We start from the raw sequence: 23,459 nt of genomic DNA on the forward strand, positions 1-23,459 counted from the left end.
TTGTGAAATTAGTAAATATTCAGCGCTGCTTAACGTGTTTTAGCAAGATTTGCCATTTTTATTTAAACGCAACGGCTCATTTGTTGTTGTTTTTCTCTTATCTTCAGCACACAGTTTATACCATCAATTGCCGCTGATACGATACCTCCCGCATATCCTGCCCCTTCACCACAAGGGTATAGTCCTCCTATTTCCGGATGCTGTAAAGTCTGTGGATCTCTCGGGATGCGTACCGGAGAAGACGTTCGGGATTCTACGCCCACAAGTACCGCATCATTTGTATAATAGCCTGACATTTTCTTACCAAAGAGTGGCAGGGCTTTTTTTAATGCTTCACTGATAAACTCGGGCAATACTTCGTTTAGCTGTGCAGGTTGCAATCCAGGTTTGTATGAATTAAGGGGTAAGTCTTGAGATAATCTTCCCTGAACAAAATCAACCATCCGTTGTGCGGGTGCTACCATCTTACCCCCGCCAAGCAAATATGCCTTATGTTCTATCGCTTTCTGAAAATCGAGCAGGGCAAAAGGATTTTCGTTGGCGCCCACTACGTCATCCAAATTTACCTGAACCACTGTTCCCGAATTGGCATAAGGATTATTTCTTTTGGACGGTGACCACCCATTTACTACTATTTCTTCATCGGCGGTAGCACAAGGCGCAATAATACCTCCCGGACACATACAAAAAGAAAATACTCCCCGATTGCCCACCTGTTCTACCAAACTGTAATAGGCTGGAGGTAAATGTTCACTCCTTACTTCACAATGGTACTGCGCCTGATCAATTAACTGTTGCGGGTGTTCTATTCGTACACCCAATGCAAAGGGCTTAGCGGTTACCGACCAATTTTTTCTCCGAAAAAGCTCGAAAATATCCCGCGCAGAATGGCCTGTTGCCAATAGCACATGCCTGGCTTCAACGACTTCCCCTAACTGCGTGGTTACACCATACACATTACCTGCTTCGGTTAATACATCTTGTACTTTTGTGTTAAACCGCACCTCGCCACCATTCTGGATAATTTCTTCCCGAATTGCCTCAATAATATGGGGCAACTTGTTAGTCCCTATATGCGGACGGGCATCCACCAGTATATCCTCCGTAGCACCGTGGGCCACCAATAAACGCAGCACTTTTTGGACATCTCCCCGCTTATTTGATCGAGTATATAACTTTCCGTCTGAGTAGGTTCCTGCTCCCCCTTCTCCAAAGCAATAATTAGACTCCGGATTAACGGCTCCCTGTTTATTCAAAACTGCTAGATCACGCCTTCGCTCTTTAACGGCTTTTCCCCGTTCTAATACAATTGGCTTCAGCCCTTCTTCTATACACTGCATTGCCGCAAAAAGGCCTGCAGGACCGGCGCCAACAATCACTACCGGAGGCGCACCTGCAACATTGGCATATGGCATAGTTAAATTTTCTTGAATTGGCAGTTCGTCAATAAATACCCGTACGCGTATCCTATAAACGATTCGCTTACTTCGGGCATCAATGGAACGTTTGTTGATTTTTATTGCCTTAATACGATTTAAGGACGTTTTTAGGTGTTTACCTGCCTGTTCTTTAATGAATCTTTCATCCAAAATTCTCTCAGGAGCTACCGCTAATTCAATTTCTTTTTGCATATTGTATTGCCCGGTTTTTATCCGGGATGTAACAAAGGTATAAAAATTGCTATCAAAGTGTTTAGTAGATCAAACTTAGATAAATTGCGTTTTTATATGCAATAAACAAAAAAGCGTATAAAAGCGGTTTATCGGTCTCTCATCTGCCGTTGAGAGGTTTTTATTTATAGATGAAAATTTAAAACAACAACAATGATTAAGAAGTTTATTTTTGGACTAGTTGGCTTGCTTGCCACATTGTCATTAAGCTCATGCGGCTATAACAGCATGGTTAAATTGGATGAGAATGTACAATCGAAGTGGGCGGAAGTTGAAAATGCGTATCAACGTAGAGCAGATCTCATACCAAATCTAGTTAATACCGTAAAGGGTGCTGCCAATTTTGAACAGCAGACACTCACCAATGTAGTTGAAGCACGCGCAAAAGCTACATCCATTAACATAGATCCTTCCAACCTAACCCCTGAAGCTATTAAGCAATTTGAAGATGCCCAGGGAGCGTTAACCGGATCGCTAAGCCGTCTGATGGCTGTAGCGGAAAATTACCCAGAATTAAGGGCAACGGAAAACTTTCAGGGTTTACAGGCTCAATTAGAGGGTACGGAAAACAGAATTGCTGTTGCACGCCGAGGGTTTAACGAAGCTACCCAACAGTATAACGCTACTATTCGTTCCTTTCCAAACAACTTGATGGCCGGAATCTTCGGTTTTAAGTCGAAAGGATACTTTACATCGCAGGCAGGAGCAGACCAAGCACCAGAGGTACAATTTTAAATCATAAAATTCATTGGGGAGCAGCTAAAAATGGATATTTTTAACAGTGAAGAGCAGGAGCGTGTATCACATGCCATAGGTTTGGCAGAAGCCAATACATCGGGCGAAATAAGAGTATGTGTGGAACATTATTGTAAGCAGGATGCACTTGAGCGCGCAACGGAATGCTTCCATGAATTAGGAATGCATAAAACCAATCAACGTAGCGGCGTACTCATTTACCTATCTGTTGATGACCATAAATTTGCTATCATTGGCGACCATGGCATACACACGAAGGTTGAGCCAGATTTTTGGGATTCCACCAAGGAAAAGATGTTGACCCATTTTAAATCCGCAGATCTCATCAGTGGTCTCGTTGCTGGTATCCAATGTGCGGGAGAAAAACTCCAGATTTTATTTCCCAAGGCACATGACGATATCAATGAGTTACCAAATGATATTGTATTTATGAACCGTAATAAACAATAAAAGCGGAAAAAACATGATCAAAGCTACTCACTTCCTCTTTTTATCCTTTGTCCTGTTACTGCCGCTCAATATTTTGCGTGCTCAGGATTTTCCACCAAGAGCTAATACTTTAGTTACCGACTTTACCAATACCTTAAGCAACGATGAGCGCCAGCAATTGGAAAACAAGCTGGTTGCTTTTGACGATAGTTCTTCGACTCAAATAGCCGTCGTGGTTATGACTTCCGTTGGCGATTACGATATTGCAGATTACGGTGTTCGACTGGCACAGCAATGGGGCATTGGCACAAAAAGCAAGGATAATGGCATCTTACTTTTGGTAGCAAAGAACGATCGTAAAGTTACTATTCAAACCGGGTATGGCGTAGAAGGGGCAGTACCTGATGCCATAGCCTTCCAGATTATCCGTAATATTATCAGCCCGGCTTTTCGGGGTGGTAATTACTATCAAGGGCTCGACGGTGCAACAGACGCCCTGATAGCATATACGAAAGGTGAATTTAAGGCCAATCCCAAGAAAGGTGGAGGCCGTGGAGGGGCTGGTGGATTGATTGCCACCGTAATTATTTTTGCAGTGATCATCAGTCTAATTTCCAGTAAGGGCGGTGGTAAAGGCGGTGGAGGTCAGGTAATCGGTGGCCGTGGAAGCTCCGATTTATTCTGGATGACATTGCTGGGAAGTGCAATGGGAAGAAGCAGTCGTGGACGAGGAGGTTTTGGCGGTGGTGGTTTTGGCGGCGGAGGTAGCTTTGGTGGTGGGGGCGGCTTTGGTGGTTTTGGTGGTGGGGGCTTCGGTGGCGGGGGTGCCAGCGGCAGTTGGTAGAAACATCAACAGAAAAAGTATGCTAAGTGAAGATATTTAATTTTATTAAACGACGGCAATATGCTTAAAAGAGACTCTTTAACTGCGCAAATGCAGCAACTTAGTCATACCTTAGCAAAGGTTAAGAGATTGATTATCGAAGATGAGGAGTCGAGAGCTTTAAAAGAAGTGGAATACACCTTAGCCCATTATTATGGTCTGGAGCATCAGGAACTGGTAGAAACACCTTTGGGCCTTTTCGCCAACCGTATTCGGGAAGAGGCTTTCAAAGCGGAAGAAATCAGTCTACTGGCCAACTTCCTGGATGAACTGGCCGGCCTAAATGACGATGAACAAACACGCCGTATGATATGGACAAAGGTTATTATGCTTTTTGATATATTAGAAAAAGAGCATCATGTACTTTCGTTCGAGCATCTTTCAAGAAGGAGCCTGCTTATGCAAGCGATCAACGTGTAACAATGTGGTCTACCCATAAAAAAGAATAATAAATTTGACCCATCATGAACCTAAAGTTTTTTTTATTTATCTTCTGCACCATGGTTTTTCAATCACTCATGGCCCAAACACCTGCTGATGATTTTCTTCCGTTATATCCCGAAGGAAAGATACCCAACGCTAAGGACACTCATGCAGAAAGTATTCAGGAAACCAGTGAACTTGGATCCGATGGCATCGAAAGAATATCGGGTGTACGTATTCCAACTATGCGCTATTATCCTGCAGAAAAGCAAAAAAGCACCGGTTCTGCCATTATTATATGTCCAGGTGGTGGATACAGCATCCTTGCGATTAGTCATGAAGGGCACGATGTCGCTAAAAAATTTGCAGAAAATGGTATTGCTGCTTTTGTTCTCAAATATCGCTTACCAAATGATTTAACTATGGAGGATAAGAGTATCGGCCCATTACAAGACGTACAACAAGCCTTAAAGGTTATCAGGGAAAATGCATCCGCTTACGCAATCGACCCAGAAAAACTGGGTGTAATCGGCTTTTCCGCTGGCGGTCACCTCGCTTCGTCTGCCGGTACGCATTATAGTGATCCAAAGATTGAAAATCTGAAAGGTACGAGCTTAAGGCCAAACTTTATGTTATTGATTTATCCGGTAATCAGCATGGATACCGCAGTAACACATGGGGGATCTAGAAAAAACCTACTTGGTGAAAATCCGGACAAAAGCCTTGCCAGCTATTTTTCAAGCGCCAAGCATATTACGACTAATACTCCTCCGACCTTATTAGTGCATGCAGCAGATGACACAGCGGTTCCCATAGCCAACAGCATCGATTTCTACGAAAATCTACAAAAAGAAAAGGTACCGTCAAAACTCATTCGTTATCCGCAAGGTGGACACGGTTTTGGTTTACATAACAAAACGACAGACGATCAATGGTTTGATCACGCCTTGGCCTGGTTACATCAACTCGGTTATTAGCTTCTATGATAATTTTTGGAAGGTCCGCCACCATAGATCAGGCATATCTCCTTCTACTGCCAACAAATAGTCTTCGTACCTGCAAGGTACTAGATGAAAGCGTTCATTTACAGACTTTGTATTTGGGTAGGGTACCTGCATCCACCAGCGATCGGTCTTTTTACTTTTAATGAATATGAGTTCGTGGCTATCATCATTCAATGATGCCCGGTAAGTGACGTAAGATGATTTCGGTTGAAGGGGAAAATCTTTCTTGCGGTTATAATACCCATCGATAAAACACCACACCATTTGAGCCAAAAGGATCGCCGTCTGCCCATTTTGGTCATATGCGGGATTGAACTCATAAAAGCCTATGGAGGTCAACTTATCACTCATGCCGGCATAACGAACCAGCTGGCAGGCCTCCTCACCATAAAAGCCATTAGGTGTAGCGTTTGCATTAGCACAAGCATCTGGAGACCGGATAGCTCCTATGTCAAAGCTCAACATATCTGCGTTACGAATAACCGGTTCAGCTTGATCGGTACGTCCCGAAAAAAGTCCTAAGCGATAGGCATCAAAGTAAAGTTTATCCATCACTTTAATACTATCTTGACTGACATAGTATGTCTGATAGCCGATATTGCTATAGTTGAAAAGATAATTTGGCTGGTGCACCAAAATACTGGTAAGGTACGTTTGGGAATTAGGATCATTCGCTTCCTGAACATCTTCTGCTAAGTCGAAATGAGAGTCGACCACCACGACGTCAACTTTCTGTTCTAACTTTTCATAACCTTGAAACTGTGCATAGGTCATGTCTTGTCCTCCTCCTATAATCACTGGTATGATTCCCTTTTTTATGAGTTCTTCCACCACTGTTTTTATTGCTGCATAGGTATCGCTCACTTGTTGCCCAGCCTTAATATTACCAAAATCAGCAACACGTAACGGATAATCTCCTCGGTGCAAATGATAGAGTCTCTCGCGCACGTAGTCGGGAGCTAAGGCACAACCCTGATTATTCACCGCAGCGCGATCGTCCATCACGCCAATAATAGCTAGATCAAACAGTTCATGCTCCCAATCTGGAAATTCTTCGGCAAATAGTTGAATATTAGCTCCAAGCTGACTGGTATAAAAGCCATTGACAGGTGTGAATTTTTGAATATCTACTGGTGCGAAAAAATCGATTAATGACATGAATATCTATTTGAGCTAAAGCAACTTTACCTAAGTTTGTGCAAATATCCATTTATTAACTTACTTTTGAAAGTATTTCCTATATAAAAACAAGCTCTTGATGGCAGATGAGAGACCGAGAAATCGCTTTTATATACAACGTGATTATATTGCATATAAAAGGCAATTACTCATGATAATTTGTTTCTAAAGGTATTCGTGAATGCAAAGCATTTTAGCTAAGTTTGTAATCAATCTCGGATAAATATAAGACAGTGATATTAGTTACCGGTGGAACAGGTTTTTTGGGAGCTACGCTTATCAGGCAGTTACTAGCTGCCGGGCAACGTATTCGGGCCACTAAACGCAGTTCTTCCCTGATCCCTGTAGATTTAGCCGAACACCCCTCCATAGAATGGGTAGAGGCCGATATCCTAAACTTCTTTGAGCTTCAAGATGCTTTTGAAGGGATTCATCAGGTATATCACTGCGCGGCCTTGGTTTCCTTTGATCCCGCCGACAAGAAAAAATTATTGAGGATTAACGCCGAGGGAACGGCTCACATTGTGAATCTTTGCATAGATTACCAGGCGCGCTTATTGTATATAAGCTCCATTGCTGCCATTGGCTACCCAAAACCAGGGGCTCGGGAGGCTGATGAGCAAGATATGTGGGAGTTTGATGGAACACAACACGGCTATGCCATTTCAAAGTATGAGGCCGAAATGGAAGTATGGAGAGGCACCATAGAAGGGCTGGAAGCCGTTATCCTGAATCCCTCGCTTATCATTGGTTATCAATCTGGGACAAAGGGAAGTGGCGCTATATTCAAGCTGCTAAAAAACGGACTTAATTATTATACCGATGGGAGCGTGGGGCTTGTTGATGTTGAAGACGTTGCTAAAGCAGCAATTCTCTTAATGAATAATGAAGCTGTCAAAAACGAACGCTTCATTATCAATAATGAAAACATTAGTTACAAGAACCTGTTCACGCTGTGTTCCTCCTACCTTAGACGACCTGCCCCAAAGAAAAAGGCTACCCACAAAATGCTCGGTGTGGCCTGGAGAGCCGCAAAACTACGTTCTTGGTTTACGGGAGAAACGCCCAGTTTAACACGCGACACCGCTCATGCAGCGTTAAAGAAGCAGGCATTTTCGAATATAAAATTAAAGGAAAAAACGAATTTCGCATTCAAGCCACTAGCACACACTTTAAAAGAGATTTGCGAAAAAATATAGCTGTGGCCATACATCATTACACGAAGGTTAAAAAACTTCAAAAATAATAATAGAAAAATGAAGCATTACTACATCATTGATTTCGACAGTACTTTTACCCAAGTTGAAGCACTTGATGAATTAGCTAGAATATCCTTGGAGCATCATCCCGCAAGCGAACTTATTTATAAGGAAATAGAAAGACTGACAAATGCAGCTATGGAAGGCAATATTTCCTTCCGGGAAAGTCTGACTGGACGTGTAAAACTATTGCAGGCAAACAGAACACATCTCAATAAACTGATCACTATATTGAAGAAAAAGGTATCATCTTCTTTTTCACGAAACAGAGATTTCCTTAAAGCACATAATCAAGAGGTATTAATCGTTTCTGGAGGATTTAAAGAGTTTATCACTCCCGTGGTAAGACCTTATGGTATAAAAGCTGAAAATATTTACGCCAACACATTTCTTTTCGATGAGGAAGGGAATATCATTGGTTATGATGAGAATAACCCCCTATCTGACGAAGGAGGAAAGGTCAAGCTATTAAAAACAATGAACCTTGATGGCACAATTTATGGCATTGGAGACGGTTACTCCGATTTTCAGCTAAAGGAATCGGGACTAATTGAAAAATTTTATGCCTTCACCGAAAATATAGAACGTAAATCCGTTTCAGAAAGGGCCGACCATATTACGCCGAGCCTGGATGAATTTTTATATGTCAACCACCTTCCCAGGGCGATTTCCTACCCTAAAAACCGTATACTTTGCTTAATAGTGGGAGATGTACCAGAGATCGCTATCCACTTACTGCGACGCGACGGCTTTTCGATCAGGCATAAGGAAACACTTGAAGAAAAGTACGTTAGTGATATAGGAATGCTACTTGTTGCCAATGGGATCAGCATAAATAGTGAAGAATTAAAACACGCGGAAAAGCTAAAGACAATCGGCTATTTAGGTAACAGCAAGGGATTCGTTGATCGTGAGTTATGCAACGAAATGGGTATTGTTATTTTTGACGACAAAAAGAACAAGAAACGTAACGGTGAGTTTATTCCTAAAAGGATGGCTGACTTTATCAATAAAGGCGATACGGCTATGAGCCGCAATTTTCCCAATATGCAGCTTCCGAGAATACACCAGGCACACCGTTTGATTCACATACATCAGAATGTTCCAGGTATTATAGCCCAGATCAATCATGTATTTGCTGAGCATCATATTAATATTGTAGCGCAATTCCTGATGACTAAGGGAAATATTGGCTATGTCATTACCGACATCAGTAAAGGATACGACAATAAGCTGCTAAAAGAGTTAAGGCTAATTGCCACCACCATAAAGCTGCGTATTTTATATTAAAAAAACAAAAAGGCGGCATCGGCGAGATACAGCCTTTTGCTCTTAATTTAAGATTTCCTGCAATTTACTATGCAGTTCTTCGCCTCGGAGATTTTTGGCAACGATTTTGCCTTCGGGATCAATCAGGAAATTAGCGGGTATACCACGTACCCCATAGAGTTTCGCTGCTGCATTATTCCAAAACTGCAGATCAGAAACCTGCGTCCAGCTTAGACCATCATCCTGAATTGCCTTCAGCCATGCTGCCTTACCATTTGGACGATCCAGTGAAACGCCCAGTACCGTGAAATTCTTATCCTTAAACTTATTATACGCTTCTACCAGATTAGGGTTCTCTTGCCTACAAGGGCCACACCAACTTGCCCAAAAATCGATCAACACATATTTCCCTTTAAAAGAAGAAAGAGCAACAGGGTTATCGGTAGTATCGTTCATGCTAAACTCCGGAGCAGGTGATCCGATACTCGTTCCTTTTGCCAAGGTCAACAGTTCACCATATTCGCTACCTATTTTACTTGTTTTCACCTCATTTGAAAGCTTACCGTAGAACTCCTCCGCTTTTTCATAATCTCTGCCCGGGTCTACCAGCGATCGCAACGTATACATACTCACCAACGATTGCGGGTTATCCCTAATAAAGTCTCCCAGAATATTCTGATGTTTTGTTTGTAAGGCCTCGTAGCGTTCCTGAAATGCTTTCTGAAATTCAGCGCTGGCCCGTTGCTCATCAGACGCACCATAATACATCTCCATAATTTCAGCTTCATCACCCTTTACCGTGCTGAGTGCCTTATTTAACACGGCCTGATCGTCGTTCAATGGTGTACCACTCAAGGTAGCATTCGACAATGAATCGGCCGATTGTATATTGATTTCACCTTGTTCTAAATAAATAGGTAAAATATCCGGCGACTCCAGCTCCATAACAGGCTCTCCTTCATGAGCAAGCACTAGCACCGCACTCAACGGATCTTCTACCGACCCGGTAAACGTAAAATCGCCATTGGCCACTTCACTGGAGTCGAGCTGATTCTCCCCCTCCACACGATACGATATATAGGCCTTTGCCGGCGAATTCAACTTTCCAACCTTACCCTTAACGGTAAACGTTTGCTGCGCATACGTTAGTACGGGAATCATAGTTATCGCCACTATAATAAATTTCTTCATTTTTTCACGATTTATACCACTTGACAATTATACATTATACTTGCAAATGTAACATTTAATTCAAACCTATCTCAACAAGATATTGCTTATTAATTCATTATGATGGATATGTTACAAGTATTTGCCATGTCTTACTTTTTTCCTAAATTGCGCACCATACGAAGTACATAAACGTTTTTATCGTGGGAAATCCTTATAACATCGCAGTAGAGTTAACGCAAAACTCTCATTTAGGGCAGGTTGACTTTAACAACCTTAAGTTCGGACAGATTTTATCTGACCACATGTTGGTTGCAGATTATGATGATGGCGAATGGAAGGATATCAAAATTGTTCCTTACGCAAATATCAGCATTAGCCCTGCTACATCAGCCCTACACTATGGGCAAGCGATATTTGAAGGTATTAAAGCTTACAAGTTTTCCGACGGTCAAGTAAGTATCTTCAGGCCGGACAAAAATTTCGAAAGGTTCAACAGGTCTGCGGCGCGCCTGGAGATGCCTACATTGCCAAAAGAGATTTTCATCGACGGACTAAAAAAATTGATAGCTATCGATCAGGCTTTTGTTCCTTCAAATGCGGGAGCATCGTTATATATTAGACCCTTCATGTTTGCAACGGAAGCAGCCTTGGGCGTCCATCCATCAAAATCTTATAAATTCATCATTATTACCGGTCCCGTTGGTGCTTATTACAATAAACCTTTGCGGGTAAAAGTGGAAACGCACTTTACACGCGCCGCCGCAGGTGGAGTTGGTTTTTCGAAAAATGCCGGAAACTACGCGTTAGCGTTACACCCAACGCGACTAGCACAGGAGGAAGGCTTTGATCAGCTCATTTGGACGGATGCAAAAGAACATAAATTCATTGAAGAAGCAGGCACAGCCAATCTCGTATTTATGTTGGGAGACACCTTAATTACTCCTGGATCTGAAACAGTCTTGCAAGGAGTGACGCGACACAGCATTATGGATATTGCTAAAAGCTGGGGAATCAAGACAGAAACCAGGGATGTTAGTGTGGAAGAATTAATACGTGGCATAGAAGACGGTTCTGTAACTGAGGCTTTCGCCGCTGGAACCGCTGCGACATTAACCCCCATTTCTGAAATCGGCTTTGAAGGCAAAATCTATAAATTAAGTGATCCTGAAACTCGCCCATTCTCTAAAAAAGTGGTAAACTATCTGAACGATCTTCGATACGGTAAAATAGAAGACGCTTTCGGCTGGAACTTTCTGGTGTAATACACTAAAAACACCTGCTAATAAGGAAGCAAATCCTTATTAGCAGGTGTTTTTTTATTTATTATCTTTCGGTTTCTTTTTAAATACCTCTTTCAAAAAGCCTCTCACTTTCCCTACTGTTTTATCAGCACTTTCTGCGGTATTCATCAATTTAGCTTCCCGTTCTTTGGTTACACCAGCACTAGCCTTCACGCCTTCCATTAAACTCTTCCAGAAAAAGTTAAAAAAAGAAGCTGTTAAGGGTCTTCGATAATTAATAGGGCCTGGATGGAATTTTTCGTTGGCATCTGGATTACTATCATTAATGATGAATTTATTGGCCAATGTATTAACTACCCGGTTACCAGATTGCTTACCCTCTTCTTTCTTTAAAAGGATATTAACCGCCAGATCTGTGTAATAAAATTGTACATTTCCTCTTGCCCTATATTCATCTGCCCTTACATGAAAACTAAGCTTTCGGAAATTTCCAGAACTGATTTCAATCATCGCTAAGGGTTTTGTCAGAGGATTTAATGCCATCGCATTCATGTTTGTCAACGCGCCTTTATAGCTGAAAGCGCCCAATTTATCATCCATATCAAAGCTGAACTGTATCTGCAGGTGGCCATTATTCATAAACCTGGAGTGTATATCAGCCGTCAGAAACTTATTCTGTGCCAACGCTACCGAATCATTGGTAATATTATAAAAAGTCCCTTTCGTTCTATCGAACGTAACTTTACCCGTCTGACCTGTCTTACCATTATGCTCCACATAACTGATATCTGTCTCCTTTAACATTAAGGTGTCGATCTTTAGTGGCAGGGCCAATTTTCTAAGTTGCTGATGTGGATACTTCCCTATTTTTTCTTTCTTTGGTTTTCTTGGATAGGCTGTATTATTATAAACTTCCACTTTCGCTTTTCCAATTTGCGCATTCCCCGCGTATAATCGCTGTTGTCTAAGCAACTTAAAAAGGTCTATATTATTAAACTGTATCGTATCAAATGTGAGATCAAACCGTTCTTTAGCCAATTTGGTTTGCTTATAGAAGTCTACCTTATTATAGCGTGGCGTCATCCTCAGACCGCTTAACACGATACTTCTTTCCGCAGAAGTAAAATGGATCCCACTAAGATCAACGTAATATAAGCTATCACCGGTAGCCAGGCGGTAGTCATTCATTTGAAAATCTACAGATTTTGCGTTATAAAAGCGTAGGCTATCATTTTGAGACGCAGAATCTACCTGTAAGTCGTTAATATTTATATTGACATTTCTTAATCTTGTTGTTTTTTCCAGCTCTTCATTCCGGTTGGTATAGGTAACATTTACGTCCCTAAAAGCTATATTATGGATGGAAAGTTCTTTCAGCACTTTAGAGATCTTCTGGTAAAGCGTTCGTTTGTCTTTAACAGTTACGGTATCGTTATACGATTGACTTTCGTTAATTACTTTTATTTCCGGACTCTCTACAAGGATATGGTCGATGTTCAATCTTCGTTGCGCATAAATCCGCTTGGGATGAAAATTCTTTATTTCCAATTTAGAAACGGCAATATCATATAGGTTATCTGGCGCCTTCTGTTGCTTTTTCAACGATTGATACACCCCAGTATCCGGAATGAGTCTAAAATTATGCACATAGGCATTTCCCGTAACTAAGTTGAAATCGAAATCGTCATAGGTTACCTGATACAAACTATCACTGGAACTGAGTATAATTTCATGTAATTTCTCACTTAAAAGAGGTTTCCAATGGTTACCCAAATACCATAAACCACCGATCAGTACGAGCAAAAGCGTAAGGAAAATACCGATAAACCATTTCCAAAAAGGTTTCATTTCACACCAATTACAATTAAAATTTAATATTCAATTTTATCAAAATTCAAAACATCCATTAAACCCTTATCGATCCAGAAAGTTTTAGTTCCCATCCATTTTATTTAAACTTTTGGTAGGCCCAAATTTATTTTAAACCCTTCATATATCGCTTTCCACATGAGATTAAAAAACGTTCTTTCCTGCGGATGTTCATACACGAGCTTTGCTTCTCTGGGAGGCTCCCCCTCCCGTGAAGGGTTATTACTTTTCACAGCCACCCAGTTTACAAATAATGATAAAAATCCTTTCTTTTCAAGCTGGCCGCTTTCAGCATCCAATACGGCAACTTTTAGATCATTATAGCGCATTAAAGTATATACCTGTGCCTGATAGCGATTAGCCTTTACGTCGAAATATACATCCTGGATGTGCCCCTCCTCAGCACGTGCCAACGAAATAGGTTCAAAAAGTTGGTTGTAAAAACTTGCCGGGGCACCTTCCAAGCTTCCTTTATAATTAAAAGCGCCATCTTTGCTGAGCATATCAAAATTGAGCGCCAGTGTTAACTTGGGTTTTCCTAAAAAGTTTGTAGTAAAGTTACTCTTCACCCATCGGTTTTGCTTTAATCGTAAAGTATCATTACTCACATTCAACATATCTCCGGTTAAATCCGTAAAAAAAACGGTACCTGATTTTCCCGACTTTGGATTGCGTTCTTTATAATAAATGGCGGCTCCTTTTATCTTCAGGCTATCAATAGTTATCGGCAAAGACAAGCGTTGAAAAGCAAATGCAGGGAAATTATTGGAAGCTTGGGTCGTTTTTTCCGGCATGCCTTTATCTACAAAAACACGTACTTCAGCACTATCGAGAAGAAGTGACCGGATGGGCAACTGACCTAAAGCTTCCAGACGCTTGAAATTAACGTCATTTACCTGAATCCTGGGAAAAATCATATCGTACCTGTCGCCACTGATTTTTAGTCGTCTGGCGAATTCCATTTCAGGATATCTGGGAATAACACGGAATGAATCAACCCCTATTTCACGATGTTCCGTAGAAACTTCCAGTTTAGTTATTTTGAGGTCGTACATCGCATCCACCGTACGGTAATGTATCTGTTTTCCATATAAGCGGATGTCTTTTGCAAACCAGCACCGTAATGAATCGTTCCTACGAGAAGTATCCAGATCCAGATCTACCACCTCCAAGCTGATATTTTTGAGTGTACCGGTATTTTTCGTGCTATCAAGCGTCGATAGTCCCTGGTATGACAGTTGATGGATATTGATCTTCTTTACCCGACTATTGATCAACTGCTCGGGCAACCGGTCTATCAAACTGCTTTTTTCATCTGCAGCTTCATCAGGCTCTTCTCTCATGGTCCAATTTATAACCTTAGGTTTGTCTATTGTTATTGCCCCTACTACAATGTTCCCGGTAAATAGATAGCGGATTAACTGCATGCCCGAAATCGAGACAACATCACTGGCAATCTCAAAAAGCTGAGGCGGCTGCCGAAGGCTATCCATTTTTTTATAGGCTACGGTATCTGGCATAAGCCGGATTTCCGAAAACCGCACACCTCCGGTAAGCAAATTCAACCTAATATGTTCAAACTCCAATTGATATACGCCATGACTTTCTTGAGTCACTTTTTCCTTTATTTTTTTTGGTAAGCTTTGCTGCAGTATGATTCCCACTACAAATAAAACCAATATGAGCAACAACAAAATCAATACACTCCAGAAGAGCGACTTTTTTCCTGTGTTCCACCTATGGTATAAATTCATCTGCATCAACTACTCCTTGTACTATGGCACTTATGAACAGTGCCCATTTGTAAATAGGTTAAATATTGTTATCAAAGTAAAAATACCTAAATATCTAATTTAATATTATTCCTTCTATTTAACATCAAATAACATCAAATTGTTTATTACCGCTACTTCCTTTGTAAAGCTGATGTTATATAAACAAATACTTAGCTGACAAACTGTCACTAACCAAATATTTTTTTGTACTTTTGTAGCCTTAAATCATGGGCATGATAGAAACACAAATAAGTTTAAAGGAACACGATGAGTCTCGTCAAGGGGAAGCACTGTTGCTCGAAGGTAAGCATGACAGGCAGAACAATCGTAAACTTTACATCGAGAGTTATGGCTGTCAGATGAATTTTGCTGACAGTGAAATTGTTGCGTCTATATTAATGGACAATGGTTTTGAAACAACGCATGATTACAAAAGTGCAGACGTGGTATTTATTAATACCTGTTCTATCCGTGAAAATGCAGAGCAACGTGTTCGCAATCGATTAAAAGAATTTGAGTCTGCCAAAGCCAAGAATCCAGGCATGATAGTCGGGGTGTTAGGGTGCATGGCCGAACGCTTAAAATCCAAGTTTTTAGAGGAAGAGAAGTTGGTAGATGTAGTCGTTGGCCCTGATGCTTATCGAGACCTCCCGAATCTGATCAACAAAGTAGATGATGGCACACGTGCTGTTAATGTACTCTTATCTAGAGAAGAGACCTATGCAGATATCAGTCCTGTTCGTTTAAATTCAAATGGTGTTACAGCTTTTATTTCAATCATGCGCGGTTGCGACAATATGTGTTCTTTCTGTGTGGTCCCTTTCACCCGGGGCCGGGAACGTAGTCGTGACCCATACTCCATTGTAAAGGAAGCCCGGGATTTATTCGAGGCAGGTTATCGCGAGGTTACACTCTTGGGTCAGAACGTTGACTCCTACAAGTGGGATCCGAAAGATGAGGAAACTTCTAGTATTGACAACACCATCACTTTCGCGAAGTTATTGGAAATGGTAGCAGCAGTAAACCCGCTCTTACGTGTTCGGTTCTCCACTTCTCATCCTAAGGATATTACTAATGAAGTTCTTTACAGTATAGCCAAACACGAAAACATTTGTAACTATATTCATCTGCCGGTACAGTCGGGCAATTCCAGGGTACTGGAGTTAATGAACCGAACATACGACCGCGCATGGTATATGGAACGTGTCGACGCCATCCGCCGTATCATCCCAACATGTGGTATCTCCACCGATATTATTACCGGTTTCTGTAGCGAAACAGAGGAAGAACATCAGGATACGCTTTCTATCATGGATTATGTGCAATATGATTATGCGTATATGTTTGCTTATTCTGAAAGGCCCGGCACGCTTGCGGCTAAGCGATATGCAGACGACATTCCGGAAGAAATCAAAAAACGTAGATTGACGGAAGTTGTCAGTAAGCAGCGTATGCATAGTCATTTAAGGCTGAAAGAACAGGTAGGAAAGACACATAAAGTGCTTATAGAGGGATATTCAAAACGGTCGGATAAAGATTACTGCGGCAGAAATGACCAAAATGCTATGGTTGTTTTTCCTGTTGATCAGCAATTTAATATAGGAGATTATGTAACCGTTTTAGGTGAAAGTTGTACGTCGGCCACCTTGATTGGTAAAATTGTTAACTCAGAAACAACAGTCGGCGCGTAAATCCCCAACCCTTCGATATAAGCTAAAACTCAGAAAATAGGCAGTATTGACAATATGGATATTCAGGATATAAAGAACAGATTTGGAATTATAGGAAACTCCCCTTTATTGAACAGGGCTATTGACGTTGCCCGGCAGGTGGCTCCTACTGATATTTCCATCTTGATTACTGGGGAGAGTGGAAGTGGAAAGGAAGTTTTTTCCCATATTATCCATCAACTGAGCAGTAGAAAACATGGTGCTTTTATAGCGGTAAACTGCGGCGCCATACCCGAGGGCACCATTGATTCCGAGCTTTTCGGGCATGAAAAAGGATCATTTACCGGTGCACATGAAGCACGAAAAGGTTACTTTGAAGTGGTTGATGGTGGCACCATATTTTTAGACGAAGTAGCAGAACTTCCATTAAATACACAGGCACGCTTACTTCGGGTATTAGAATCCGGAGAATATTTACGTGTGGGATCTTCCAAGGTTCAGAAAACTAATGTACGGATCATTGCCGCCACTAATGTTGACGTGTACGATGCAGTAAAGGAGGGCAAATTCCGCGAAGATCTATACTATCGCCTTAATACCGTTCCTTTGAAAATACCGCCACTACGTGATCGTAGAGAAGATATTCACTTGTTATTCAGGAAATTTGTAGCAGACTTTACCGATAAGTACAGAAGTCCGAGTGTGCAGTTAACCGAAGAAGCCCAACAGCTCTTAAGCAGTTATAGTTGGCCTGGAAATGTTCGGCAGCTGAAGAATATTGCTGAACAAATTGCGGTATTGGAGAAAGAAAGGCTAATAACACCTCAAATATTGCAAACCTATCTTCCTGCAGAAAGAAACAACACCTTGCCCATGCGCCTAACAAACAAGACCAATGAAGATTTTTCAGAAAGAGATCTTCTGTACAAAGTGCTGTTTGACATGAAGAAAGATATGGTTGATCTAAAAAAGCTGGTAGTAGAGTTATTAAAAAACGGCATTGACCCCAACACCATTTCAGACAATTCGCCCTATCTGAATCAGCTGTACAGGGAAGTGCAACCGAGCACAGGCAGTGGGCAGCACGAAAATTCATCTCCGCTGACTATCCACCAACCTTCCCGTGAAAAAGACAACTATGAAATAGCCCCGCACGCTGAAGAAGTAGAAGAGTCGTTATCTCTCGTTGAAAAAGAGTCTGACTTGATAAAAAAGGCACTAAAAAAATATAAAGGTAAACGTAAATTAGCAGCGCAGGAGCTAGGAATTTCTGAGCGCACATTATACAGGAAAATAAAAGACCTCAATTTGAGTTAATAACTTATAAAGGGACTTGACATAAAAAAAGAAGGTTTAGAACCTTTAAAATTTTTAAGACTAAACAGATGAATAAAGCGATAAGATCATTGATATTACTAATACCTTTGATTTTTTTTCAGCAATCGTGTGGAATTTATAAACTCAATGGAGCCTCCATTCCTGAAGGAATGAACACCTTCAATGTAGAAATCTTTGAAAATTCTGCACCAATTGTTGTCCCATATTTAAGTCAGGAGCTCACAGAGTCGTTGAAAGAACGCATCCGCAGTCAGTCGAGATTAAATCAAGTCAGTAACGGAGAGGCAGACGCCGCATTTGAAGGACGAATTACGGGTTATAGCATTGCTCCTGCGGCTGTTGGTGGACAAAACGATATGGCTCAGGCAAATCGCCTTACCATTTCAGTGAATGTTAAATATGTTGACAACATTAATCCAGACAACAGTTTTGAACAGACTTTTACCCGTTTCAAAGATTTCAGAGACGCCATACAGTCACAAGAGCAACAACTGATCAGAGACATTAATCTCATGTTAACAGAAGATATTTTTAACCGCGCCTTCGCTAATTGGTAAAGGCCGAATCTGCAGGAAACATGGAACAACGTAGTACATCCTTACAAAAGTTTAACAAGATACTCGCAGATCCCTCGCTGGCTGAACAGGAAGATATGCAAGCATATTTAGCACGTTTTCCGTATAGTCACCCCTTATGGCTGTTGGAAGCAAAACGACAGACGTTATTGCAAACAGATAATGAAGAGCCTGCAATTATGCGTAAGGCGGTTCTTTTTTGTAAAGAACCGGAAAGACTTTATGGTTATATACACACTCCTCCTATAAATGACGTTCAGGCCGAGCACCAATACGAAGCGGTTTCCAAGCTAGACCAGGTATTGGGGCAACAACTCGCAGATAAGGCGGAGGACGACACATTAACAGAAGAAATTTCTGCTGCCGATTACGTGCCGGAGCAAGAAAAAATGTTGAAGGAAGACTTCCCCGCACCTATTATTGAGATTGCTCATACGGAATCCAGTAGCAAGGGAACTACAGAAGAAGTTTCGAAGTACCACGATGAATTAATGCCCTACAGCTTTGTTTGGTGGCTTCATAAAACACGTTTGGATTATGCAGACACCTATCAGCCTTACGCAACGAAAAGAAAACCTTCGCTGAAACGCCTGAAAGATCATGTAAACGACGTGGTATTAGATCAACAAATTCGCGAGAATATATTTCATCTGCAATCACCGGAAGACAAACTAAGTGTTAAAGAAGAAAGCAAAACCGTAACCTTTAATGTTTCACATAAAACAGAACATATTATCGATAGGTTTATCAAAGAAGAACCGCAGATAAAGCCTCCCTCTGCCAATAAGATAACACTGGAGAACAAGGCTCGCAGAAGCGCAGAAGATCAATCAACATTTGTATCAGAGACATTGGCTCAGATCTACGTTGAACAGGGCCTTTATCACAAAGCGATTGACACATACATGAAATTAAGTTTGAAATATCCCAAAAAAAGTGTTTATTTTGCCGACCGTATCAAAGACTTAGAAAGTAAAATTAATTAACCTCATAAAGAAATGTATACATTATTTATCGTACTTACCATTTTAGCCTGTGTGCTCTTGGTATTTGTAGTTTTAATCCAGAACCCAAAAGGAGGGGGCCTTGCTTCTAATTTTGCAGGTTCAAATAACCTGATGGGGGTGCAACGCACTGGCGATATTTTAGAAAAGGGAACCTGGGTGTTGGTGGTTTCTATTATGGTTTTTTCCCTCTTGATCAATATAACGAATCCAGGAATGAGCTCGGGTTCAAATAAAGGGATTGATCTGCAACGTCAAATCACGCCAACAACAAGCCCCAGTGCTCCTTTACAATCTCCTGCTACCCCTACTCCAGTAGCTCCACAGGAACAACCAGCAGCAACTGATTCGACCAATTAATTCACTTCAGGTCTGAATATAAAAAAATAGCATCGCCTAGGCGATGCTATTTTTTTATATTCAGACTGACAAATATTCAGACTGGCTGACATCAAAAAAAACAATTCATATTCATTCAGACACATGTAAATGAAAAAATGACAAGAAATAGTGCTTTTATGATTTTGGCATAGTTAGTGCCTCTATAAATCCGAAAAGTTAATCTAATAAAACAACAATAAAATAAGTTATTAAAATTATGGCATTAAGTATTAAACCGATTGGAGACAGAGTAGTGGTAGAAGCCGCTGCTGCTGAAGAAAAAACTGCGTCAGGCATCTACATCCCTGATACTGCTAAAGAAAAACCACAACGTGGAACTATTGTTGCGGTAGGCGAAGGTAAAAAAGATGAGCCTATAACTGTTAAAGTCGGCGATGAAGTTTTGTACGGTAAATACGCCGGCACAGAGATAACCTATGAAGGGAAAGAGTATTTAATTATGCGCGAATCTGATATCTATGCTGTAATCTAGTGCGGTACTAGTTGAAAACTGATTAAATTCATTAACGAGTAATTAGGGTATAACTGCAAGTAAAAATGTTATACTCGATTTAAAAATCAAAAAACTATGTCAAAACAGGTAAAATATAATGTAGAAGCCCGTGATGCTTTAAAAAGAGGTGTTGACATTTTAGCCAACGCCGTGAAGGTAACCTTAGGTCCTAAAGGCCGTAATGTAATTATTGAAAAGAAATTCGGTTCACCTGCTATTACCAAAGATGGTGTTACTGTAGCTAAAGAGATTGACTTGAAAGATGCTCTTGAAAACATGGGCGCTCAGATGGTTAAAGAGGTAGCTTCCAAAACTGCCGATCAAGCGGGAGACGGAACAACCACGGCGACGGTTTTGGCTCAAGCTATTGTTACAGCTGGTATCAAAAATGTAGCAGCGGGAGCTAATCCAATGGATTTAAAACGTGGTATTGACAAAGCTGTCACCAAAGTTGTTGAAAGCTTACAACAGCAATCACAGACAGTAGGTGAAGACAACAGTAAAATCAAACAAGTTGCTTCCATTTCCGCTAACAATGATGAAATAATCGGCGAACTGATTGCCGAGGCGATGGAAAAAGTAGGTAAAGATGGTGTAATTACTGTCGAAGAAGCCAAAGGTACCGAAACAGAAGTTAAAACTGTTGAAGGTATGCAATTTGACCGTGGTTATTTATCACCTTACTTTGCTACCAACACAGAAAAAATGGAAGCAGAATTAGAAAACCCTTACATATTGATTTATGATAAAAAAATCAGCAATATGAAAGAGTTGCTCCCTATTTTGGAAAAACAGGTACAAACCGGCAAACCATTATTGATTATCGCAGAGGATTTAGATGGTGAAGCATTAGCTACCTTGGTAGTTAATAAAATTCGTGGTTCATTGAAAGTGGCAGCAGTTAAAGCTCCAGGTTTTGGCGACCGCCGCAAAGCCATGCTAGAAGACATTGCTATCTTAACCGGAGGTACAGTTATCTCGGAAGAAAGAGGATATAAATTAGAGAATGCTGAACTTTCTTACTTGGGACAGGCTGAAAAAGTAGTTGTTGACAAAGACAACACCACTATTATCAACGGATCTGGTGAGGCTGAACAAATTAAAGCACGTGTTGGTCAGATCAAAGCACAAATTGAAACAACTACATCTGACTACGACCGCGAAAAACTACAAGAACGTCTAGCCAAGTTAGCAGGTGGTGTTGCTGTACTTTACGTAGGTGCCGCAACAGAAGTTGAAATGAAAGAAAAGAAAGATCGTGTGGATGATGCATTACATGCTACACGCGCTGCCGTTGAAGAAGGTATCGTAGCTGGAGGTGGTGTCGCATTTATTCGTGCTATTGAAGCTCTTGAGAATCTTAAAGGTGATCACGAAGACGAAACAACCGGTATCAACATCATTAAACGCGCAATCGAAGAACCATTACGGACTATTTGCAACAACGCCGGTATTGAAGGTTCGATCGTCGTTCAAAAAGTAAAAGAAGGTTCTGCAGACTACGGATATAATGCTCGTTTTGATAAATACGAGAATTTGATCGGTGCTGGGGTAATTGATCCAACTAAAGTGTCACGTGTTGCTTTAGAAAATGCAGCTTCCATTGCCGCGATGTTGTTAACTACTGAATGTATATTAGCCGATGAGCCAGAAGAAGAAAAAGCTGGCGCAGCTGGTGCTCCTCCTATGGGTGGTGGCATGGGCGGCATGATGTAGTAAAATACATTTTCACCAATACAAAAAGCCGTTGTTCTTATAAAAGAGCAACGGCTTTCTTTTTGCGGGTTTACAAGGCTATTGCCCATATTCTGCAAATCCCTGCTAACGAATAGCATCAATATGTTTCGCTATCCGGAGGAATACCAAAATTATAATCATTTCGGTTTTTTTTCCTACCGGTGGCCACGGGGCTACTAACCCCGTTTTTTGGTTTCTTTTTTAGCCAAGAAGTTATAGCATCTATTCCTTGAGCCAACCGGTCTTTATTCAAAAAACCAGCAGCTTGAGTAGACACCAGACCTAACATAAGTCGCTTAAAGTAACCAGCTTTCCGAAAGAAAATACGGTTCAGTAGAAAAGGTAGACCTATCCTAAGTGTTTTTGTTAACCAATCTTCGCGAAAGCCTTGTTTCTTGCTAAACTTGTCAGCAATATTGCCTTTTCCCATAGGGAAAAAAGAAAATACATTTTGCACCATCTGGAACGGCTTATTTACTTTATCTCTCAGTAAGGCAAACTGATCTCCTAAATAAGCCTCCTGTTCAGTTTTAAGAAGCTTAAGCCTAACGATTTCGGCGTGCAATTCATTCAAATTGGTAATTTTAGTCGTCTTCATCATTACGTAAGCTTACGAGGGTACGAATACAAATAGCCGAAACACCTCTCTTAATTGAATTCTTGAAAAGGATAATCAATAAAATCAGTAATATGAAGAGTGCCCCCGTGAGTGCGAAGCCTAAAGCGTAACTATTTAAAAGCTCTCCTATAAAGAGCGCAAATGCTATACTCAGGAAAAACACCACGAAAAATAAAAATAAGAGGCTTATTATACCAATTACAACACCTGGCAAAATTTTAGAAACTTTTGCAACAACTTTGAGGTAAGCTAAATTTGTATAATTCTCAACATATTCTTTCAGCTTTTGTATGACACCTTTTATTGAAAATTTTTTATCTTCCATATACGGTTTATTTCCACTAAGGGTGTAAAAATCTCCACACCCTTAGCGGATTAGACTTATATTCAAGCGTGCTCTTCAAGAGCTTCTTCAATTTCAGCTTCTCCTTTTTTTACTTTCGACTTAACAGTAGATACCACACGCTCCTTTAGATCATTGAACTGTTCCACCTGTTCTGCTGTACGCTCTTTTATAGCATCTCCTAAATCCTTCAGGGAGTCACTTAACTTATCTCTAGTATCAGATCCCTTTTCAGGCGCAAATAAAATACCTAGCGCGGCGCCTGCGGCCAACCCTGTTAGCAAAGCAGCAACTACTTTTCCATTATCGTTCATGACTTTCAAAAATTAAATGTTAATTATAAATTAT

23 protein-coding genes are annotated in these 23,459 nt (G+C 40.9%); 15 read left to right on the plus strand and 8 right to left on the minus strand.

From position 1 onward, the window contains the following. Positions 1–62: 62 nt before the first annotated feature. Positions 63–1,631, minus strand: coding sequence for an NAD(P)/FAD-dependent oxidoreductase (locus H8S90_RS03545; protein WP_187341221.1), 1,569 nt, complete (start codon positions 1,629–1,631; stop codon positions 63–65). 192 nt (positions 1,632–1,823) lie between these two features. Here H8S90_RS03545 and H8S90_RS03550 point away from each other — a divergent pair, with 192 nt between their 5' ends. Genes H8S90_RS03550 through H8S90_RS03570 form a run of 5 tightly spaced genes read left to right on the plus strand, consistent with a single transcriptional unit; the run spans position 1,824 to position 5,138 of the window. After that, complete coding sequence (locus tag H8S90_RS03550) at positions 1,824–2,405, plus strand: LemA family protein (RefSeq protein WP_370525682.1); 582 nt, start codon at positions 1,824–1,826, stop codon at positions 2,403–2,405. A 30-nt stretch (positions 2,406–2,435) separates the two neighbouring features. After that, positions 2,436–2,876 (plus strand): TPM domain-containing protein, encoded by a 441-nt coding sequence (locus H8S90_RS03555; RefSeq protein WP_187341222.1) that lies wholly within the window; start codon positions 2,436–2,438, stop codon positions 2,874–2,876. Positions 2,877–2,889: 13 nt separating this feature from the next. After that, positions 2,890–3,699 (plus strand): YgcG family protein, encoded by an 810-nt coding sequence (locus tag H8S90_RS03560; protein WP_187341223.1) that lies wholly within the window; start codon positions 2,890–2,892, stop codon positions 3,697–3,699. 60 nt (positions 3,700–3,759) lie between these two features. Continuing rightward, a complete protein-coding gene (locus tag H8S90_RS03565; protein ID WP_187341224.1) occupies positions 3,760–4,158 on the plus strand; it encodes a hypothetical protein in 399 nt (132 codons plus the stop codon). Positions 4,159–4,202: 44 nt separating this feature from the next. Then, on the plus strand, positions 4,203–5,138 hold the full coding sequence (locus H8S90_RS03570; RefSeq protein ID WP_255501797.1) for an alpha/beta hydrolase: 936 nt from the start codon (positions 4,203–4,205) through the stop codon (positions 5,136–5,138). 3 nt (positions 5,139–5,141) lie between these two features. On the opposite strand, the gene H8S90_RS03575 is transcribed toward H8S90_RS03570, so the two are convergent. Further along, positions 5,142–6,323, minus strand: a complete 1,182-nt coding sequence (locus H8S90_RS03575) for a formimidoylglutamase (protein ID WP_187341225.1) — start codon at positions 6,321–6,323, stop codon at positions 5,142–5,144. Positions 6,324–6,577: 254 nt separating this feature from the next. Between H8S90_RS03575 and H8S90_RS03580 the strand changes: the two genes are divergently transcribed. After that, entirely contained in the window at positions 6,578–7,543 is a 966-nt protein-coding gene (locus H8S90_RS03580; RefSeq protein ID WP_187341226.1) for an NAD-dependent epimerase/dehydratase family protein, read from the plus strand. Between the two features lie 57 nt (positions 7,544–7,600). Then, positions 7,601–8,893, plus strand: a complete 1,293-nt coding sequence (locus H8S90_RS03585; RefSeq protein ID WP_187341227.1) for an HAD-IB family phosphatase — start codon at positions 7,601–7,603, stop codon at positions 8,891–8,893. 42 nt (positions 8,894–8,935) lie between these two features. On the opposite strand, the gene H8S90_RS03590 is transcribed toward H8S90_RS03585, so the two are convergent. Continuing rightward, positions 8,936–10,063: a TlpA disulfide reductase family protein gene (locus H8S90_RS03590; protein WP_187341228.1), complete on the minus strand. Its 1,128-nt coding sequence runs from the start codon at positions 10,061–10,063 to the stop codon at positions 8,936–8,938. 182 nt (positions 10,064–10,245) lie between these two features. Here H8S90_RS03590 and H8S90_RS03595 point away from each other — a divergent pair, with 182 nt between their 5' ends. Continuing rightward, positions 10,246–11,307 (plus strand): branched-chain amino acid aminotransferase, encoded by a 1,062-nt coding sequence (locus tag H8S90_RS03595; RefSeq protein WP_187341229.1) that lies wholly within the window; start codon positions 10,246–10,248, stop codon positions 11,305–11,307. 54 nt (positions 11,308–11,361) lie between these two features. Here H8S90_RS03595 and H8S90_RS03600 read toward each other — a convergent pair whose 3' ends face one another. Next, positions 11,362–13,134 carry a hypothetical protein gene (locus H8S90_RS03600; protein ID WP_187341230.1) on the minus strand — a complete coding sequence of 591 codons (1,773 nt, stop codon included), beginning with the start codon at positions 13,132–13,134 and terminating at the stop codon, positions 11,362–11,364. Positions 13,135–13,238: 104 nt separating this feature from the next. Further along, positions 13,239–14,909, minus strand: a complete 1,671-nt coding sequence (locus H8S90_RS03605; RefSeq protein WP_187341231.1) for a hypothetical protein — start codon at positions 14,907–14,909, stop codon at positions 13,239–13,241. 254 nt (positions 14,910–15,163) lie between these two features. Here H8S90_RS03605 and miaB point away from each other — a divergent pair, with 254 nt between their 5' ends. The 7 genes from miaB (at position 15,164) to groL (ending at position 22,128) form a co-directional block, all read left to right on the plus strand. Beyond that, entirely contained in the window at positions 15,164–16,621 is a 1,458-nt protein-coding gene (miaB, locus tag H8S90_RS03610) for a tRNA (N6-isopentenyl adenosine(37)-C2)-methylthiotransferase MiaB (RefSeq protein WP_187341232.1), read from the plus strand. Positions 16,622–16,675: 54 nt separating this feature from the next. After that, positions 16,676–17,917: a sigma 54-interacting transcriptional regulator gene (locus H8S90_RS03615; protein ID WP_187341233.1), complete on the plus strand. Its 1,242-nt coding sequence runs from the start codon at positions 16,676–16,678 to the stop codon at positions 17,915–17,917. A gap of 68 nt (positions 17,918–17,985) precedes the next feature. Beyond that, on the plus strand, positions 17,986–18,495 hold the full coding sequence (locus H8S90_RS03620) for an LptE family protein (protein WP_187341234.1): 510 nt from the start codon (positions 17,986–17,988) through the stop codon (positions 18,493–18,495). Between the two features lie 20 nt (positions 18,496–18,515). Continuing rightward, positions 18,516–19,499, plus strand: a complete 984-nt coding sequence (locus H8S90_RS03625) for a hypothetical protein (protein ID WP_187341235.1) — start codon at positions 18,516–18,518, stop codon at positions 19,497–19,499. Between the two features lie 12 nt (positions 19,500–19,511). Beyond that, positions 19,512–19,877: a preprotein translocase subunit SecG gene (secG, locus tag H8S90_RS03630; RefSeq protein ID WP_187341236.1), complete on the plus strand. Its 366-nt coding sequence runs from the start codon at positions 19,512–19,514 to the stop codon at positions 19,875–19,877. A gap of 238 nt (positions 19,878–20,115) precedes the next feature. Further along, positions 20,116–20,391 (plus strand): co-chaperone GroES, encoded by a 276-nt coding sequence (gene groES, locus H8S90_RS03635; protein WP_187341237.1) that lies wholly within the window; start codon positions 20,116–20,118, stop codon positions 20,389–20,391. 96 nt (positions 20,392–20,487) lie between these two features. Then, entirely contained in the window at positions 20,488–22,128 is a 1,641-nt protein-coding gene (gene groL, locus H8S90_RS03640; RefSeq protein WP_187341238.1) for a chaperonin GroEL, read from the plus strand. Positions 22,129–22,246: 118 nt separating this feature from the next. On the opposite strand, the gene H8S90_RS03645 is transcribed toward groL, so the two are convergent. The 3 genes from H8S90_RS03645 to H8S90_RS03655 form a co-directional block, all read right to left on the minus strand. Beyond that, on the minus strand, positions 22,247–22,750 hold the full coding sequence (locus H8S90_RS03645; protein WP_187341239.1) for a hypothetical protein: 504 nt from the start codon (positions 22,748–22,750) through the stop codon (positions 22,247–22,249). Beyond that, positions 22,734–23,093: a phage holin family protein gene (locus tag H8S90_RS03650; RefSeq protein ID WP_187341240.1), complete on the minus strand. Its 360-nt coding sequence runs from the start codon at positions 23,091–23,093 to the stop codon at positions 22,734–22,736. Before H8S90_RS03650 ends, H8S90_RS03645 begins: the two co-directional genes overlap by 17 nt. A gap of 62 nt (positions 23,094–23,155) precedes the next feature. Further along, positions 23,156–23,425 (minus strand): YtxH domain-containing protein, encoded by a 270-nt coding sequence (locus H8S90_RS03655; RefSeq protein ID WP_187341241.1) that lies wholly within the window; start codon positions 23,423–23,425, stop codon positions 23,156–23,158. Between the last annotated feature and the right edge of the window lie 34 nt (positions 23,426–23,459).

Origin of the sequence: Olivibacter sp. SDN3, assembly GCF_014334135.1 — a bacterium.
Taxonomy (GTDB): domain Bacteria; phylum Bacteroidota; class Bacteroidia; order Sphingobacteriales; family Sphingobacteriaceae; genus Olivibacter.